Source organism: Shimia sp. (genome assembly GCF_039969785.1).
Lineage (GTDB): Bacteria > Pseudomonadota > Alphaproteobacteria > Rhodobacterales > Rhodobacteraceae > Shimia.
The window spans coordinates 1-18430 of record NZ_JBDVNC010000038.1; the positions used below are offsets into that span (position 1 = coordinate 1).

An 18430-nucleotide genomic window follows, 5' to 3' on the forward strand; every position below is an offset into this window, starting at 1 on the left:
CGCAACGCTGACTACAAAATCAAACGCACCGGTCACGCTCGGCGTACCCGACAACGTGCCGTCCCCCGCAAGCGTCACACCCGCTGGCAATGCCCCTGAACTCAGCGCAAAAGCATACGCCCCGTCCCCACCGCTGGCGCTTAGTGTCTGGGAATATACACTGCCAAAAACACCGTCCGGCAATATCGGAGGCGTGATGCTCAAACTATTTATGGGCGATACGGTGATCGTATAAGAAGCATTGCCTGTCGCCAAAAGGGAGTCGACAGCGCCAATTTGAAAACTAAACGTACCGGTATGGGTTGGGGTACCTGTCACTGTTCCATCAGAATTCAAACTAATGCCGGGCGGTAGCGCTCCAGACGTGACGCTAAACGTGTAAGGGGCAACACCGCCGGACGCAGAAATCGTCTCCGCATAAGGACTATCATAGATACCGTCGGTCAACGTCGGCGGGGTTATTGTCAGCGAAGACAAATTGGGTTCGATCAAAATGGAATAAGACATCTCGCCAGTGTTGCCCTGGCCATCTGTGATACGGACATCAAAATTACTGGTTCCCAGTGCGGTTGGGGTGCCGGTTATCGTCAGGTCAGACGACGAGAAAACCAGCCCTGCAGGTAAATTTCCCGAAACTATGGCGCCCGTGTAACTGCCGTCGCCGCCGCTCGCATTCACTGCGGCGTTGTAAGAGATCAGAACAACGCCAGATGGCAGTGTCGGAGGTGTTATTGCGATAATGCCAACAGCAGGATCCACGCTCAACGTATAGCTGCGGTTGCCGGTGTTGTTCTGAGTGTCCCGCACAGACAGCCCGAAGGCGAAGTCGCCCGTCTGCGTCGGCGTGCCCGACAACGTGCCGTCACCCGCAAGGCTCAGACCAGAGGGCAAGCTGCCCGAGGCCAGTTCAAACGTATAGGTGCCATCACCACCTGACGCCGTGAACACCTGATTGTAGGTGGCGCCAAACGTGCCATCCGGCACGCTCGCGGGCGCAATCGCCAGATCGTCCAGACGGGCAACCTTGAGCGTATAACTGCGCTGGCCGGTATTGCCCTGGCCATCCACAACATCCGCCCGGAAGTTATAATCACCCGTCACAACCGGCGTGCCCGACAGGGTCCCATTCCCCGCCAGGCTCACACCAACTGGCAAACCGCCCGACCCAACGCTGAACGTATAGCTGCCATCCCCGCCGGACGCACTCAAAGTCTCACTATACGCAACCCCAAACGCGCCATCCGCAAGGACCTCCGGCGAAACAACCAACGACGTCACCGCCGTGACCGTCAGTGTGTAAGACTGCACACCTGTATTGTTCTCATCGTCCACCACATCAATGTCGAAACTAAAGTCACCGGTCGCGCCCGGCGCACCAGAAAGCCGCCCGTCGCCCGCCAGCGTCAGGCCCGCAGGCAATGCCCCGGACCCCACGCTGAACGTGTAGTTACCACTGCCCCCGGTCGCGCTGAACTGCTCCGAATAGGAAACCCCAAACGTTCCGTCCGACACGCTCGCGGGCGAGACGACCAGCGACGCCACCGCCCCAATCGTCAACGTATAGCTGCGGTTGCCGGTGTTGTTCTGACCGTCCCGCACAGACAGCGCGAAGGCGAAGTCGCCCGTCTGCGTCGGCGTGCCCGACAACGTGCCGTCACCCGCAAGGCTCAGACCAGAGGGCAAGCTGCCCGAGGCCAGTTCAAACGTATATGAGCCATCACCACCTGACGCCGTGAACACCTGACTATAGGTTGCTCCAAACGTGCCATCCGGCACGCTCGCGGGCGCAATCGCCAGATCGTCCAGACGGGCAATCTTGAGCGCATAACTGCGCTGGCCGGTATTGCCCTGACCATCCACAACATCCGCCCGGAAGTTATAATCACCCGTCACAACCGGGGTGCCCGACAGGGTTCCATTCCCCGCCAGCGTCACGCCAGTGGGCAAACTGCCCGCCCCAACGCTGAACGTATAACTGCCATCCCCGCCGGACGCACTCAAAGTCTCACTATACGCAACCCCAAACGCGCCATCCGCAAGGACCTCCGGCGAAACAACCAACGACGTCACCGCCGTGACCGTCAGTGTGTAGTCGCGCTCTCCAGAGTTGCCCTGCGCATCGATCACATTCACTGTCAAAGCAAAGCTTCCGGTTTCCAGAGGAGCTCCGGAAAAACTCCCATTCGATGTGTCGAAATTCATTCCAGCTGGCAAATTGCCACTCAGTGAGAAGTTATATGGTCCAGCGCCACCGCTCGCATTGAGCACCAAGCTATAAGCGGTCCCATAAAATCCAGCAGGCATCGCAGGCGGTTGAATGTTGATCAGACCCGCGACGGGCAGGATTCTAAGCGTATAATTGCGCGATCCGGAATTCCCCGCTTCGTCAATAACAGACGCCGTAAATCCGAAATCGCCGGTGGTCTGTGTGGTGCCCGCCAAAGTTCCATCGGCGGCCAGACTCACGCCATTTGGCAAAGACCCCGCGCTTAAGGCGAAGGTATACGTGCCGTCACCGCCAGTCGCTGTCAGTGTTTCCGAATAAGCGGTTCCGAACACACCATCGGACAGAGCTGCAGGCGCAATATCCAAAGTATCAACAGACTCTATTCGCAACGAATAGAGGGCCGCACCCGTATTGCCCGCGCTGTCGTTGACGGAAACGACAATATTAAAATCGCCGTTTTGCGTTGGCGTTCCGCTCAGCACACCATTGCTACTAAGTGACAATCCGGTCGGCAAGGTTCCAAGGCGAAGTGCGAAACTGTAGTCGCCGTTTCCACCACTCGCGCTCAACGATTGGCTGTAAGCCACATCATAAGTGCCATCAGGCAAGTCATCCGGAGAAATCTCAATTGTATCAACCGGCAAAATGTCCAGTGTGTAGGAAATATTGCCTGTATTTCCGGCGGCATCCTCTGCGTCGATGTCGAGATTGAATTGCCCGGTTTCTACAGGCGTCCCTGATATCCCCCCGGTATTCGGATCAAAAGAAAGCCCTGAGGGTAAAGCGCCGGTCAGAGTCATTTCATACGGCGCCAGCCCACCCGTTACATCGATATTAGCTGAGTATGAAACTCCAAATACACCATCTGGAAGCGTTGTCGGCGTGAAGCCAAGCAAGCCGTCCTGCGCAAGAATTGTCAAAGCGTACGATCGATTGCCGCTATTTCCTTCCGGGTCGCTCACATAAGCAGTAAAATTGAAGGTTCCGGTCACCGATGGAGACCCCGAGATTAAGCCTTGAGAGGACAGCGTCAGACCAGAGGGCAAGGCGTCACTGGTTTCAAAAACATAGCCGCCCACACCGCCGCTGGCAGTTAATGTCTGAGAATAAGCCGATGCAAACGTTCCGTTCGGAAGAGTGTTCGGCGATATTGCAAGGTCCGTCACGGGGACAATCGTAAAGAAATAATCCCGATATCCGATATTGCCGACCGTATCTGTGACCTCCACCCGGAACGAAAAATCTCCTGTTTCCGACGGGTTGCCCGATATAGATCCGTCGGACGCAAGCAAGATACCATCCGGCAAAGCGCCGCTCACGACGCCAAAACTGTAGTTGCCGTTTCCGCCGGTGGCGGTCAGGCTGCCAGAATATGCAACGCCAAAAGTACCATCTGGTAGATCCGCCGGTGCTACTTCCAAATTAGAAACCGGAGTTACTTCCAAAGTATAATTGAGATTGCCGGTGTTGCCCTGGCTGTCTGTTGCCGACGCCTGCAAAGGAAACGTCCCGGTCGTTGTTGGGGTTCCAGTCAATTTCGCGGTTGTAGGATCAAAAGACACGCCTGCCGGCAATGCACCTGTCAACGTTATCGAATATGGCTCCACCCCGCCGGTCGCGCCAATCTCAACGCTATACCCAACCCCAAATGTCGCTCCTGGTAAAACGGATGGTGTAAGGCTCAATCCACCTTCCTGCGGAACGACTGTAAAGCCATAAGATTGCAGACCCTGGTTTCCTTGCCCGTCGACCGCCCGAATTTCGAAACTGAACGTGCCGGTTTGCCGGGGTGTTCCAGAAAACGTGCCGTTCTCGGCAAGCGACATGCCAGCAGGGAACCCGCCGGATGCACGAGAAAACGTGTATGATCCATCTCCCCCACTTGCGGTAAAATCGACGTTGTAAGGGTTACCAAACTCTCCGTCGGAAAGTGTGGGTGGAGCGATAGTCAAGTCACTGCGGGGCCGCACTTGAATCGTGTAAACTCGGACACCATTGTTAGCCTGCCCGTCCTCGACCGCTACGGTGAACTGATATGTTCCCGTCTGCGAAAGAATGCCTGAAAGATTCCCGGCGGACGATAGACTTAATCCTGATGGAAGCGTTCCATCTGACACAGAAAATACGTAATTTCCGTCGCCGTTGCTTGCCGAAAGAAGCTGTGAATACTCATCACCAAAATCGCCGTTGGGCAAACTCGGGGGCGTAATGCTTAGATCGGAGCGTTGTTGGATGCTCAATACATAGTCACGAGAACCTTGATTGCCGAAACTGTCTGTAACGACTACGGAAATCGGGTAGTCACCTGTCTCAAGAGGGGTTCCCGACAATTTGCCCGAGGACGTGTCAAATGTAATCCCGGACGGCAAAGTTCCCGTCAGCTTTCCGGTAAACGGCGCCACCCCGCCGGTCGTATCTATTGTGACATTATATGGTGCCCCGTATGTGCCTGCAGGAAGAACTGATGGGGTCAATTCAAACAGGTCGGGATCTGGCAGTATCTTGAGCACATAGCTCTGAACACCGGTGTTGTTAACAGTATCCGTGACACGAATATCAAACGAGAATTCTCCGGTTTCGGCGGGAACGCCGCCAAAGGAGCCATCGGAACCCAGCGTCAACCCAATGGGCAATGCCCCGCTATCGACCGAGAACCTATTCGCACCGTTACCGCCAGTGGCCGTAAAGAACTCTGAATAATTCGTTCCAAATGTTCCGTCGGCCAGCGAAGATGGAGAAATCACCATAGATGACAGCGCACTAACCTGAAGAACAAAGCTTCTTTCGCCGGTATTGCTCTGACCGTCTATGACAGAAACTTGAAAATTAAAGTTGCCGGTTTGACTTGGTGTCCCAGATAAATTCCCACTTGCATTAAGGGTTACTCCATCTGGAAGAGCACCTGTTGTTAACGAATAGGTATAATTTCCGTCGCCACCTTCTGTGTTAAGTGTTTGAGAATAGGCGCTGCCCCAAACAGCACTCGGCAGAGTCTCAGGTTTTATGATCAATCCGTCTTTTGAGTTGATAATTAACGTGTAATCACGGCTGCCTGTGTTCCCGAGGCTATCCGTGATTAATGCCGACAACGAAAAACTTCCGGTCTCCAAAGGTGTGCCCGAAATCGTGCCTTGTTGCGTGTTAAATGACAGCCCGTTTGGCAAAGCCCCGGTCAGGCTGCCGGAAAATGGCGACACGCCGCCACCTTGTGTATCCAACGTAACGGAATAAGCGTCGCCATACGTCCCTTCTGGAAGTGTTGCCGGGACGACCTCAAAAAGGTCGTCCACCGGGTCCACAATCAAGGTATAGCTACCTGTGCCTGTATTGCCTTCTGTATCAATCGCCAAAACGCTGAATGGGAACTGTCCAGTGTCTTGCGGCGCCCCGGAAAGCAAACCTGCGTCGGTGGCACTTATTCCAGCCGGCAATGTTCCCTGAAATGAAAAGTCAATATTGCCAGGTGCTCCACTAGACGCGCTAAATTGAACAGAATAAGGCGCGAGATATTGGCCAGTTGGAATGGTCGCTGGCGCAAGCGTCAACAAATCATCAACGGACTCCACATCAAAATCGTACCCTCTGGTTCCGGTATTACCCTGACCATCTGTCACCTCAAATGTCGGAGTGAACCGACCAGTTTCCGTCGGCGTGCCTTGTATGGCACCATCTGAATTCAGGCTGACCCCGTTTGGCAGAGCACCGCCGATCAGCGCAAAGCTATACGCCCCATCACCATTTTCACCCTGCAATACTTGCGAATACGGTTGATTGTACAAACCGTCTGGCAACGTCTCAGGTAATATCCTCAAGGTTTCAGTTGGAGAAATAACAAGCGTATAATCAATCGACGCAAGCACTTGATTGCCGTCAAATGCTTCGACGGTAAAATTAAAGGTTCCGGTTTCGGTTGGACGGCCAATCACATATCCCGTTGGGGCTACGTCCATCCCGACCGGTAGAGTACCGGTGGTTTTTCTAAAACTAGAATCCCCTCCGTATCCTTCGACATTTAGCACTTGTGAGTAGAATACTTGGTACAAACCTGAAGGTAGCGTTGGAGGTACAATATTGCCTCCCGGAAGGACGCAGTTTGGTCCGCCGCCCTGCATCTTCAGCTTGAATTGACTATTCCCTTCAAAATCTCCGAATTGGCCTTCGGAATCGGTAATTCTCACGTCAAAAATGTGATTTCCGTTACTTGCACATGAAATGCCCGAAACAAGCCCGCTGGGGGATAAAGTGTAACCTTCCGGTAGTTCGCCGCCAATCAGCTCAAATGTATATGGCGGAACGCGTCCTGAAGGCTGAATCTGGTGGGAATACGTTATCGCGCCTTCGGCCTCTGGCAAAACGGTCTCAACAGAAATTCCGTTTTCCGTTTCAACTTTGCTAATTTGGCCTGAGCCATTGCTCGAAGGCTCGAAAGGCAATGTATCGTCACCTGGTATTATCAAAGGCGCGACGGCGGTCAGTCCAAACAACACGCGGTACCAGTCTGGCACTTCAACCGTGCGGTCAAAAATCCCGCGCGTCAGCATTGCATATTCGTGCCGACTTGGCGGGCCACGCGCGCCTTTTACCCTTACAGTCCAACGAAACGCGCCCTTGGCCGTAGGTGCCCCGACCAACTGCCCTTCAGAATTGATTTCCAGACCGCCAGGCAAACTCCCCGCAACGACCTCAAATGTCGACTCCTCCTGTGCAAGGGCATTAGCAACAGAATCGAGCCTTAACTCGACATGATGCCCCACGATTGCTTGTTGGAGTTCATGAACATCAGGGTCAAACGCAGTCTGAGCGCGCCCTGAATCCGGATTCAACGACAGGAAAAAAGCCCATGCGACAAGCATCAACTCACGCAAAAACGCGTGTTTTTTAATCGTCAGTCCAAATTTCAATCGACTTCGCTCCCAAAGTCCCTAAAAAGCTCAAAAGTTAGTAACATTTAACAAAACAAGCTGTGCCAAAATTCAACATTCTGAATTCGTTTGCAACCAAAATTCTATATTTAACTGTCAAACCAAATCGATCTCAAATCCATGAAAACCAAAAGACAGCCCATTAATGTCGTACAACAGAAGCGTCAGTCGGTCAGTTTAACGGTCATCTCAAACTGAAAGTTGACGATGATCTCTGAACCGGATTTTTGCGCACAAACCCGCTAATATTCGGGCTTCCCTTGCCCCGTTTTAATTAATTCTAACAGCTTGGGGACACGTAAGCAAAACACGGCGTAATGGATAAGTGCGGCGATGCGGGTCTGGATCTCTGCGAACTGCCGATCGAAAAACGAGACAAGAGCGATTGGCCCATCAGAATCAAACTAAACCCCTTGGTATCTACTAGGTCTGTGATTGAAATATCTTAACCAACGTCATTACAGGGCGTTGTGATGCGTCGATTGCTTGGCTTTCAACAACCTTTCCAGCACTCTTAAACTTCCAGTGTTGCAGACTTTTAACGAACCAGCTGTCTGCCTCAAACACATACCCGCTCCTTCCCGACTGAAGTGGCCCAACCCGATAGTTAGCAACCGGGGGGCTGGACATGGGAAACAAACGTCGCATACGGAATGAACAGTCCCGGTGCCACTAACGCCAGTCACGTCGCAAGACAACAGCTTCCTTGCCGCTGCGCATATCGCGTTACAAACCGCGAGACCTTTCAGACCGGAGGTTCCACCAACGGGACCATCCAGCCCCGTCGGATAGGTCGCAATGATCGTTACGGATGATCGCAGCTTTTATTTGTACCGCCGAAACAGACATTTTGTACTAAGTCCGTATTCAACTTTGGTGCTTACGCCAAATGATACTCAATATTGTGAAATACAGTCCGCCTTAACATTACCCTTCCTGTGCTTCTTTGGGCTTGGATTTACCCAATCCCTTGACCCACTCACGTGCGCCTTGCAGCAGCACGTACAGAACCGGCACAATAATCACGCCAAGGACAGTCGCAGCCAACATACCGCCAAACACGGCAATACCAATCGCTTGCTGAGACGCTGCTCCGGCACCGCTGGCAATAACCAGGGGCACAACCCCCAAAAGGAAGGACAAAGCGGTCATCATAACAGCGCGAAAACGCTGTCGCGCGGCCTCGATTGCTGCGTCCTTGATGCTCATACCGCTGGCCCGTCGCTCCATCGCAAATTCCACAATCAGAATTGCGTTTTTGGAGGCCAGACCAATCAACATGATCATCCCGATCTGGGTATACAGGTTCACATCCCCACCTGACATCGCGACCGCGGCCAGCGCGCCAAACAAAGCAACCGTTACTGACAGCAAGATCCCAACCGGCATCGTCCAGCTCTCGTATTGGGCAACAAGGAACAGATACCCAAAGATTACAGCCATAACCAAAATCAGTATAACCAAGCCACCAGCAGCCTGTTGTTGCTGTGCGGTCCCGGTCCATTCAAATGAATATCCCGGCGGGAGCGCCGCCACGGACTCTTCCTCAAGCACACGGATGGCATCACCCGTCGAAAGCCCTTCGGCGGGTATTGCGGTCACAGTCGCAGAACGGAACATGTTATAGCGGTTCAGCGCCACAGGCCCCAACTCATTGCTCACCGTGATCATTGTACCCAACGGCACCATTTCACCAGTTTGCGAGCGCACATATAGCGTATCCAGATCTTCCACCCGATCGCGATATTCGCCATCGGCCTGAATCATTACCCGGTAGACACGACCAAACAGGTTGAAATCATTCACGTAATACGACCCCATGTAGGCCTGCAAAGTCAGGAACACGTCCGAAACAGCCACGTTCAGAGACTTGGCTTTTTCTCTGTCCAGATCGACAAATACCTTGGGCACATTGGCCCGGAAGGTTGAATAGGCCTGACCCAGTTCGGGTCGTTGGTTTGCCGCATAGACCAGCGACCCAACAGCGGCCGCCAATTCCTGCGCCGTGCCACCACCGGTTTGTTGCACCTTCATTTCGACACCGGCGCTCATACCCAAGCCCGAGATGGGCGGCGGGTTAAAGGCGATCACGCTGGCACCAATCTCTTGATTTGCGATCGCCAGAATGTTGCGCAACACGCCTTCCGCGCTCAGCTCATCTGAGTCACGATCATTCCAGGGTTCGAGGTTCGCGATCACCATTGCGCCGTTAGACCCAGACCCGTTCAAAAGGCTGTACCCGTTTACAATCACTGTGGCCGCTACCCCCGGCACCTCAAGCAATTGCTCGTTCAGGCGAGCCGTCACGGTTTCTGTGCGCTCAAGCGATGCCGCGTCAGGCAACTGAACGTCCACGAACAGATAGCCGTTATCTTCCAATGGGATAAAACCAGCTGGCAACACCTTAAGGAGCGAGCCACTGCCCAAGATCACAGCCGCCAAAAGCGCCGCTGCAATCAGCGGTACACGCACAAGGCGGCGCACAATACCAACATAGCCTCCGCGCAAGCCCCCGATGCCTTTTTCAAACGTCGCGAGAAGCCCGGTTGGCGGGCCTGAACGTGCCTTAAGGATCAACGAACACAAAGCCGGAGACAGCGTCAAAGCGTTGATGGATGAGATCACAACGGCGGTCGAAATCGTGACAGCAAACTGCGAATAAAGCCGCCCGGAAATGCCCGGCATGAACGTCACCGGCACAAACACCGCCAACAAAACCAGAGTGGTTGCGATCACCGGTCCAGTGATCTGGCTCATCGCCTTGCGGGTCGCGTCAGGCGGCGACAGCCCCTCATCCGCGATAATGCGCTCGACGTTTTCGACCACCACAATGGCGTCATCCACCACAATCCCGATGGCCAGCACCAGCGCAAACAGCGAAATGGTGTTCAGCGACATGCCAAACAATAACAAGAACGCAAACGTCCCGATCAGCGACACCGGGATTGCAACAGCAGGCACAATGGTCGACCGCACACTTCCCAGAAAGATAAAGACAACCGCGATCACTAGCACAAATGTCTGGCCCAATGTGGTGATCACATCGTTCAAAGATTGAGTTACAAACAACGTTGAATCAAACGGAACGTCGTATTCAACATCATCCGGGAACGCCGCTGCAAGCCGGTCCAGTTCGCTGAACACGCCCTCCGCCACGGCCAGCGCATTGGCGCCCGGCGCCTGATAGACCGCAAGAACCGTGGCTGGATTGCCCTTGAACCGACCCGACGCGCCATAATTGCTTGAGCCAAGTTCAACCCGCGCCACGTCACGAATACGCACGATACTGCCCGCAGTGCCAGTCCGCAAAACGATGTTCTCAAATTCACTGACGGTGGTCAGGCGGCCCTTGGATTTGATCGTATACTGGAATTGCTGGCCTGTTGGGATCGGTGGTGTCCCCACCTGCCCCGCAGAAACTTCCAAGTTTTGCTCACGAATGGCCGAGATCAGATCCGCAGGCGTCAGCCCCAGTCCCGCCATTCGGTTCGGGTCCATCCACATACGCATTGAGTATTCGAAATTCGTCATCACATCGGCTTTGCCAACGCCCTGCACACGGGCCAATGCGTCTTTCAGATTGATCGACGCATAATTGGACAAAAACACTTCGTCGTAAGTCCCGTTGGGCGACGACAAGGTGATAATCAGCAGCATATTGGTCGAGCTTTTTTGCGTCACAACGCCCGAGCTTGTCACCTCGGTCGGCAATGACGCCATGGCCTGGGCGACGCGGTTTTGCACGTTCACTGACGCGATGTCCGGATCGGTGCCAACTTCAAACGTGACCGACAAGTTGTAAGACCCGGTATCCGTGCTGTCTGACGACATATAAAGCATGTCATCGACACCGTTGACCTGCGCCTCAATTGGCGCCGCAACCGTGTTTTCCACTGTTTCCGAGTTCGCGCCGGTATAGCTGGCGCTGACCGTCACCACAGGAGGTGTAATTTCGGGGAATTGTTCAACTGGCAATGCCAGATATCCAATGATCCCCATGATGGTCAGGACCAGTGAAATCACAAATGACGTCTTAGGACGTGCGATAAATATTGAGGAGAACACCCGGGCTTACTCCTCTGTTGCCGTGCCGGCCAAAACGGCATCGACAGAAACCCCCGGACGCACCCTTTGCAATCCTTCGACAATCACAGCTTCGCCTTCGCGCATGCCGTCTTCTACAACAACGGCCGTCTCAACCTGCCGCCCCAGCGTGACATACCGTTGTTCAACCGTGCTTTGCTGTCCGACGACCAGAACAAAATCGCCCCGCTGATCACGCTGAACGGCCGCCATTGGGATCATCAGCGCCTTAGAAGGTTTGGTATCCTGAATACGCACGGTCAAAAACGAGCCGTCCACAATCAGACCACTTTCATTTTCGAACTCTGCACGCACCGTGATCGTGCCTGTAGTAGGATCAATCCGGTTGTCCGCGAACACCACCCGCCCAATCTCGTCCAGCTCATCGCCATTGGGCAAAGTTACAAAAACATCCGGGGCATTTGAATTTTTGGCAAGCTCGGTCAGGCTCGTCTTGAACTCTTTGATAACGTTGATTAGCTGACGTTCGGTTAGAGAAAACTCAACATAGATCGGCGCCAGTCGCACAAGGTTGATCAGAGGTTCAGAGCTTGGCCCGACAAGTTCGCCGGAACTTACAGAAGATCGCCCAACGCGCCCGTCAAACGGAGCCTGAACTTCGGTATAATCAACATCCAGCTTGGCAAGTTGAATGGCCGCCTCTGCAATTTTGACCTCAGCAATGGCAACCTGATTGTTGGCATACGCAATGTCACGATCTGCTTCGGTACCCACTTCACGTTCAAACAGCTGGGTTTTTCTTTCCAACTCAACTTCTGTCAGATTAAGATTGGCTTCGGCACGGGCGAAATCTGCCTCTCGTGCAGCAAGCGTCGCTTCATATGTATCTGATTCTATACGAAAAAGAACGTCTCCTTTGGCGACCGCCTGCCCGTCTTCCGCCAGAATTTCTTCGACAAATCCGCTGACCCGGGCAACGATATCAACCTTGTCGATTGCTTCGCCGGTGCCAATGAATGTGACCTCGTCAATCAATTCGTCGGTATAGGCGGCTGCGACAGACACCTTGGGCGCCGCTGCGTCCTGAGCCAATACCAGTTGTGGGGTCAGCAACACGACACCAAGCGCCATAATTCCCAGTCGACCTGAAAATCCCATTTGAATATCCTATTTCTCAATCTGCGTGCCGTCCTGAAATCCAAGGGAACTGCACATGTCTAAACTCATAGAACCACGCACCGCCAAATCATACAATGGATTCTGAGCTTAAGACGTTTCAAGCTTACCCGAGGTCGGTCGGGTTTAATGCGCGAAAACCATGTCGGAACACAAACCACCCAGCCGCTCACTACGGCCCAGCCGTAGCATGCCGCCATGGACCCGCGCGACGTCAGCGGCAATAGACAAACCCAACCCGACGCCGGGGCCTTTATTTTGGTTTCTGCCCGGTTCAAGGCGAACAAACGGTTTCAACGCTTCTTCACGATCCTCTCTGGGGATACCTGGCCCGCTGTCTTCTACCCGGATGCGGATGGATTTTTCAGTTATTCTGACAGAAACCTCTGCCCTTTCACCGTAGCGCACCGCATTTCCAATCAGGTTCTCAACGGCCCGACGCATGGCCATCGCCCGCCACGAAACTGTTCCGTCCCCGTCTACCTTATGCATCACCACATCGGCTCCACTTCGCGCAAAGTCGTCTACGATGCGCTCGACCAATTCTCTCGGATTGACCGTTTCAGGTTCGCCTTCATGTGATCCGCGCGCAAAACTCAGGAAAGCGTCCAACATCTTCTGCATGTCTTCGACATCCCGCTCTAGCGGAACGCGGTCTTCTTCCGCCAGCAAGGACAGTCCAAGTTTCAATCGTGTCAGCGGCGTTCGTAGATCATGGCTGACACCTGACAACATCATGGTGCGTTGCTCGATCTGACGTTCAATCCGGCTGCGCATATCCAGAAACGCACTTCCTGCCGCACGCACTTCGATGGCACCTCCGGGTGAATACGGCACGTGAAGTCCACGCCCAAAAGCTTCTGCTGCAATCGCCAATCGCTTGATCGGACGCAATTGGTTGCGTAAATAGAGATAGGCAACAATGGTCAGCAACCCACCAAAAAACACCATATTCACCAAAAGCTGATGCGAGTTTTTGGCCGACACGCGGGCCCGATCAAATTCCAACAAAACCGGCCCATCCTCCGTGTTGATCATCAATTTTACCAGTTTGTTTTCTGCAAGTTGAACGAACTGAACACCAGCGATCTTCTCTTTAAAAATTCGCGTTATGATGATGCCTGAAAAATCATACCAGCGCCGTGTATCAATACCCTCCGCGACGTCTAAAAAATGCGCCTTCATTTGCAGGGTCTGCAACGCTTCTTCCAGTTCGGTCACCGCCGTTCCTTTGGCCGCGGCTTCCTGCAACACCAACTTGACTTCACGCACGGTTGCGTGCGTCATTTGCTCGGTCACGCCCTCGAAATGACGCTGAATAAAGGCAAACGACACAACCAATTGCAGCAACACAATCGGAAAGACCAGAATAAGCGCGGCGCGCCCATACAATCCCCGTGGCATATACTGTTTGAGCCATTTAAAAAGCATAACGAAACCTTGCCGTGCCCGGACGCAGAAGGAAAGCCCATGGATGCCGAAAACCTTGCCTTCGCCCCTACCCCCGGCGACGTGGTTACGCTGGAGCCCGGCTTGCGCCGCATTCTTGCGCCCAATCCATCGCCAATGACATTCCGGGGGACAAATACCTATTTGATAGGACAAAGTGACATCGCCGTGATCGATCCCGGCCCCGAAAACATGGACCACCTAAAGGCCATCACACGGGCGCTGACACCGGATCAGGAAATCACGCACATTCTTATCACACACGCACATCTGGACCACTCTCCCCTTGCCTCACATCTGTCTCGCCAGACAGGTGCCAAGATCTGGGCCTTTGGCGGACCGGACACAGGGCGCAGCGCGGTGATGCAGGAACTGGCCGCAAATGGTCTTGCTGGAGGTGGCGAAGGCGTTGATGCGGATTTTCGCCCCGATCACATCTTAAAAGACACGGACTCCGTGTCAGGCACGGATTGGACCTTAGAAGCCATTCACACGCCAGGCCATTTTGGCAATCATTTATCCTTTGCCATGGGGGATGCTTGTTTTGTTGGCGACCATGTCATGGGATGGGCCAGCTCCCTCGTCTCTCCACCAGATGGTGATCTGACCGATTTCATGGCCTCGTGTCGCAAACTACAGGAACGCAAATGGCGGGTATTTCATGCAGGCCACGGCGCGCCAATCCAGTCACCCAACGACCGCCTCAGATGGCTTGTTGAGCACCGCCAGAAACGCGAGACAGAAATTCTTTCCGTTCTCAGATCCGAACCCGCACGCGCATACGACATCGCTTGTCAGATTTACACAGAGACACCGAAGGCCCTCATCGGCGCAGCAACTCGAAATGTTTTTGCGCATCTCGTTGATTTAACCGGGAAATCCACCGTATCCCCGATCGATGGCTTCCACTCAGATGCAATCTTCCGGCACCTGTGAAAATTTTTTGATAAATCCGAAAAAATCTCAATCTAACCTCTGGACGTCCTCAAAATCCAAGGCTATATCACGCAACATATTCCGGCGTAGCTCAGCGGTAGAGCAGTTGACTGTTAATCAATTGGTCGTAGGTTCGATCCCTACCGCCGGAGCCAAAATCTCTCTTAGAGATCAATGGCATAAAGGCCGCTCGAGTGAGCGGCCTTTGTCGTTTTAGTGTAGCTTTGCAACAGCTTTGCAACAATTGGCGACTCCGCAGATATCAACTCCTCGCGTTCGCGTGGCGTTGCCGTTTTTTCTGCAGTTAAGTAAAAGGCTTGGATTCCCACGACCAGAAGAAGATACATGACAGAAAAAAACGCATGGAAGTTCAGGCCCGGGTCCGACGAAAACATTGTCCTCGAAGTCTTAAAGACCGGATGTATTCGGCTGGACTACAAAACAACCGGCCTGAACTCGAGAATGACGATTGACGAATTGACCGAGGCTCTTCGCTCCGGCAACCCGGAAAATTTGGAGATGGGATTGCGGATGCTCGCCCGGCAGATTGATACGATTCTCAGCAAAGTCAAAAAAGGTGATGTTGCACTTGTCCCGCGTGAACGCGGGAAGTTTATGATGATTGGTGAGGTTGTTTCAGATCGGCCCTCCATCAAGGGAAGCGCGCTCGAAGTAAAAGTGAACTGGCTTGATCCAAAAGTGCCGCTCGCAAGGTTCGACCTAGACCTGCGGCATTCCTTTAAGGCAATACACAAATTCTGCGGTGTTTCTAGAAACGGAGCAGTTCAGAGGATCCTCAAGATATCCGAGGGAGAAGCAGATCCTGGGTATTAGGATAATTTGATTTCAGGTGTTTGACAAAAACTTGCATCGAAAAGATGGCCTGTAGAGCTGCGATAGTCCCTTCCTTGCTTTACAAGGTTATGGTAGCCAGAGCGTATGTCATTTATCCAAGATCAGGCCGCAACATACGGCCTTTCAAATGAAAATTTGTTGGTTCAGTACCTCGAGCGAAAGACCCGAGCAGCTACGAGAGGGAGCAAAGCGCGGCGTTCTCTAGGGAATCTGTACGCCTTGTATGTCATTGCTGAGGACTACCTGGCAGACCGTCAATCTCGCTTTACCGACTTGCTCGCTAGGATGCGTGATTTGCCATTTGGTTCAAAGCTTCAAAATCATCCGCTCGACAATCGCCTGAATGACGAGTTTGCTAGACAGTACGGTGTCTCTGGTGATCTGCTTCCCGTTGTTGCAGCTACAGTGGACGGACAAAAGGCCCGAACAATCTCAGAGACTTTGCTGTCCAACGGTGAGAATGACCCAAGGACTGTGGCCGAGTTCATTGTCGCTGCTATTGATGAGTACGTCGGTCTGATCACTGAAAAGCAAACAAGCGTTTTGGATGAGCTTGAACAGATCGAAACTCTAGATGCCTTACGGGAGTTCTTTTCAGAGTCATTTGCACAGAATGCAGATGCGCGCCTTTTTGAAGTGGCGTCATACGCACTCCTAGCCGAGTTCTACCGAGACAAGGCTGTCTTCGTTGGGGACACAAGGGAGACGATTTCGCAGCGGCCACTTCAACTGTTTAAGACAGGCCGCACTAATGCTAACGATGGAGGGATTGATTTCGTCCTACGTCCACTTGGGCGTTTCTTTCAAGTCACCGAAACTCTCGATTTCACGAAATACTTCCTAGACTTCGAAAAAGTGAATCGGTTCCCGGTTTCGTTTGTGATCAAGGTTGATCAGCCAGCCGAAAAAGTCGTCGCACGAATTGCAGATAGCGCAAAGAGATCTGGAAAATACGAACGAGGCCTCGTCGATACGTACATGTCCCTTTTCGAGGAAGTTTTTACACTTGTAGACCTCAGGCGCATTGCAGACGAATTGCCTGAGGACTCGGTCAATCGAATCAAGGAAGAGTTGCGACTACAGTTCCAGCTTGAGTACGGCCTGCTCGATTGAATTTTTTTCTCGTTGCTTCTTTGAACGGTTGTTCGTTTTGCGTTTCTTAATTTTTTGAAGCTCGTCTGGTTTGTAATGTGATGGAATTTCCAGACGGCGCAGACCGATCTTAACATACTCTTCGTTGCGTTCGATACTGATCGTTCGTCGACCTAGCCGTTTTGCAACAGCTGCCGTAGTAAACGTACCAGAAAACGGATCCAGTACGGTGTCGCCCGGATTGCTCGAAGCAAGCACCAACCTCTCCATGAGCGCCTCAGGTTTTTGAGAGGGATGGTTCTCATATTCGTGCATCTTGAAACGAACACGTGCGAAATCCCACACGTTTCCCGGAATTTTCTTAGTATTGTACGGCTGAGGTGGATCTTTCCTGTAGTCGATCAATCCGCGTTTAGCGCCTGTCTTCGCTTCAACCAAAATGTCGGAGGAATTGAACGTATATTTTTTTGGGTCCATAACCATGTGAAGGATGGGCTCATACATAGAGCCAAAGTACTTTTTGGCTTGAACGCCAGAGCTATCGTAAGTCCAAACAATGCGCGATAAAATTGACATCCGCTCCCGACACCACAAATCAAGATGCGGCATATTTTGGGTGGAATTCATCAGATAGAACGTGCCGTTTGGCTTCAAAACACGAATGCACTCACTCAACCATAGCCAACAGGCTTCCAAATATTCAACCTCATCAACTCGGTCGTGAATTCCATCAAAATCTTTCCCGATGTTGTAAGGCGGGTCGACAAAGACCATGTCTACCGATTGATCCTCGATACTCTCTAGTGACTCCAGCGCACTGCCATGAATGATGTGGTGGTCGTCAGTTTTGTAGTCTGCTCTCATATCGCCCCTAGTGTTCATTTTTAGGTTAATTACTACATGTAGCATCCGCGCACCTTAGGATCGACCAGATTTTTGACACATCGCAAGAAGGCGCCTCGAGAATGACGTCACCCGCGAGGTTGGATTCGATCATCTGTCAGGATGCGACGAGCAAGTGCACCGCGTTCAACACTGAAACAACCCGGTTCAGGGACGCATTATCCGTTTTCGGATCTTTTTGTCCAAATACCGCGGCAGTCATGCGCGAAAACGTGCATGCGGGCCGAGTCCGATTTCCTTCGCAGAGCTTGTCAACTCTCGTGGTTTCACACGTTCGCCCCACGCTGACACGCAAAATACCGACAAACCGAAGCGCTGCGCGATTCTGCTGGGTCGCTCGTTGATTTCGTCGCATGTGGATGGGCGCGACTGCAGCCATCTCGCGACGAGAGCGAGTGTTTCTTACCAGTATCCGTTGAGTTTCACTTCACCAACATGCGCGCCCACGGTGCGATGATCCGAAAGGTAATAAGCCATCGCGGCAGCCATGGCGATATCTGAGTGACCTGCTTTCGTCCCGCCCTGAATGGACGTGCGACCCGTCTTGCCCACTTTGGCTTCGAACGCTTCAAGCTCGAGCGTGAGTTCGTCACGCAACGGGAAGTCGCCGATGGTAAGACATCCCGTATGGAGCCCTGAGTTGAGCGAGTTCAGAAGCAGGTTCTTCGAGACATTTTGAAACGTCACTGTTGAATGTCATTGATAACTGACCCGGTATTGTCACCGAGATTTGACCCGCTTTATTTATGTATCGGCGGCTATGCTTTGGTCAATATGGTGGCCTCCTTTGTGGTTTTCTTTGCAGCTTCTGAACTGGCCTTGAAGC

Annotated in this window: 9 protein-coding genes and 1 tRNA gene; 4 read left to right on the top strand and 6 right to left on the bottom strand. The window is 52.8% G+C overall.

Features of this window, described 5'->3' with window-relative positions:
- The 4 genes from ABJI08_RS18260 to ABJI08_RS18275 form a co-directional block, all read right to left on the bottom strand.
- The coding region (locus tag ABJI08_RS18260) for an Ig domain-containing protein (RefSeq protein WP_348403301.1) at positions 1 to 7080 on the bottom strand (7080 nt) is incomplete at its 3' end.
- 996 nt (positions 7081 to 8076) lie between these two features.
- Positions 8077 to 11214, bottom strand: coding sequence for a multidrug efflux RND transporter permease subunit (locus tag ABJI08_RS18265; protein ID WP_348403293.1), 3138 nt, complete (start codon positions 11212 to 11214; stop codon positions 8077 to 8079).
- 6 nt (positions 11215 to 11220) lie between these two features.
- Positions 11221 to 12351 carry an efflux RND transporter periplasmic adaptor subunit gene (locus tag ABJI08_RS18270; RefSeq protein ID WP_348403294.1) on the bottom strand — a complete coding sequence of 377 codons (1131 nt, stop codon included), beginning with the start codon at positions 12349 to 12351 and terminating at the stop codon, positions 11221 to 11223.
- 144 nt (positions 12352 to 12495) lie between these two features.
- Positions 12496 to 13800, bottom strand: a complete 1305-nt coding sequence (locus ABJI08_RS18275) for an ATP-binding protein (RefSeq protein ID WP_348403295.1) — start codon at positions 13798 to 13800, stop codon at positions 12496 to 12498.
- Positions 13801 to 13839: 39 nt separating this feature from the next.
- On the opposite strand from ABJI08_RS18275, the gene ABJI08_RS18280 reads away from it, so the two are divergent.
- The 4 genes from ABJI08_RS18280 (at position 13840) to ABJI08_RS18295 (ending at position 16722) form a co-directional block, all read left to right on the top strand.
- The gene (locus ABJI08_RS18280; RefSeq protein WP_348403296.1) at positions 13840 to 14754 is read left to right on the top strand and encodes an MBL fold metallo-hydrolase; all 915 of its coding nucleotides are present in this window, start codon (positions 13840 to 13842) and stop codon (positions 14752 to 14754) included.
- Between the two features lie 80 nt (positions 14755 to 14834).
- Positions 14835 to 14909, top strand: a tRNA-Asn gene (locus ABJI08_RS18285).
- A 190-nt stretch (positions 14910 to 15099) separates the two neighbouring features.
- The gene (locus ABJI08_RS18290; RefSeq protein ID WP_348403297.1) at positions 15100 to 15588 is read left to right on the top strand and encodes a hypothetical protein; all 489 of its coding nucleotides are present in this window, start codon (positions 15100 to 15102) and stop codon (positions 15586 to 15588) included.
- A gap of 105 nt (positions 15589 to 15693) precedes the next feature.
- Positions 15694 to 16722: a hypothetical protein gene (locus ABJI08_RS18295; RefSeq protein ID WP_348403298.1), complete on the top strand. Its 1029-nt coding sequence runs from the start codon at positions 15694 to 15696 to the stop codon at positions 16720 to 16722.
- Here ABJI08_RS18295 and yhdJ read toward each other — a convergent pair.
- Positions 16687 to 17565, bottom strand: coding sequence for an adenine-specific DNA-methyltransferase (gene yhdJ / locus ABJI08_RS18300; protein WP_348403299.1), 879 nt, complete (start codon positions 17563 to 17565; stop codon positions 16687 to 16689). The two genes, ABJI08_RS18295 and yhdJ, sit on opposite strands and share 36 nt — an antisense overlap.
- Positions 17566 to 18006: 441 nt before the next feature.
- Positions 18007 to 18291: a hypothetical protein gene (locus ABJI08_RS18305; RefSeq protein ID WP_348403300.1), complete on the bottom strand. Its 285-nt coding sequence runs from the start codon at positions 18289 to 18291 to the stop codon at positions 18007 to 18009.
- Positions 18292 to 18430 lie beyond the last annotated feature (139 nt).